Consider the following 737-nt stretch of genomic DNA (forward strand, 5'->3'; position numbering starts at 1 on the left):
GATGAACGCCGCGAGTCCGCCGAATATCCGGTCGATAGCGTCCGTGATGGCGTCAACGATGTTCGTTACCCCCACCACCACGGTCGCGAGAATCGACGTCCCGATCGTCTGGCCGAGTCGGCCCCAATTCACCGGGTTCGCGACGTTCACGATTGGAATCCCGCCTGACGTGTCGCCGTTGATGAACGCCAGGAGGCCGTCGCCGGAGCTACTCACCGGCGCTCACCTCCTACAGTAAGAACGGGATGGCCGCTGGCAGCGGTTTGCTGGCTACTCGGCTTCAGCGTGGCGTCTGCCGTGACATGCTGCGCACAACGTGACCAGATTCCCCGACGCGTTCGCCGCGCTCGGGTCATCGAAACTCTGGTACGGCTCGATGTGGTGGACTTCGAGGCCGCGGTCGTACTCCGCGCGGTGCTCGTCGTCGGACATCCCGCAATTTTGGCAGCAGTATCCGTCGCGTTCGATCTGGTCTCTGCGTGCCTTGTCCCAACCACCCTGGTACGACGCCGGATTCTTTCCGAAGAACTCGCCGCGGATGGCGTGTATCTTCGATAGGTGGATTTTGAGCCCGCGGCCATCGGCCGCAGTGTAGTCGCATTCGGGACATTCGGGACCGTTGGCGGTGTCTTCCCACGGTGGCAGGTCGTCGTGTGACCGCCCCCAGTGGACGCGTAGCCCGTGTTTTGTGTCGAACCGTTTACCACACTTTGGGCACTCGTCGCCTGTGCCGCCGG

1 protein-coding gene is annotated in these 737 nt (G+C 63.0%); it reads right to left on the reverse strand.

The window, feature by feature from the left end:
* Nucleotides 1-270: 270 nt before the first annotated feature.
* Nucleotides 271-737 (reverse strand): HNH endonuclease (locus EXE45_RS20585; RefSeq protein WP_199233676.1); only part of this gene is annotated, 467 nt, incomplete at its 5' end.

Source organism: Halorubrum sp. SP9, from assembly GCF_005435015.1.
GTDB lineage: Archaea > Halobacteriota > Halobacteria > Halobacteriales > Haloferacaceae > Halorubrum > Halorubrum sodomense.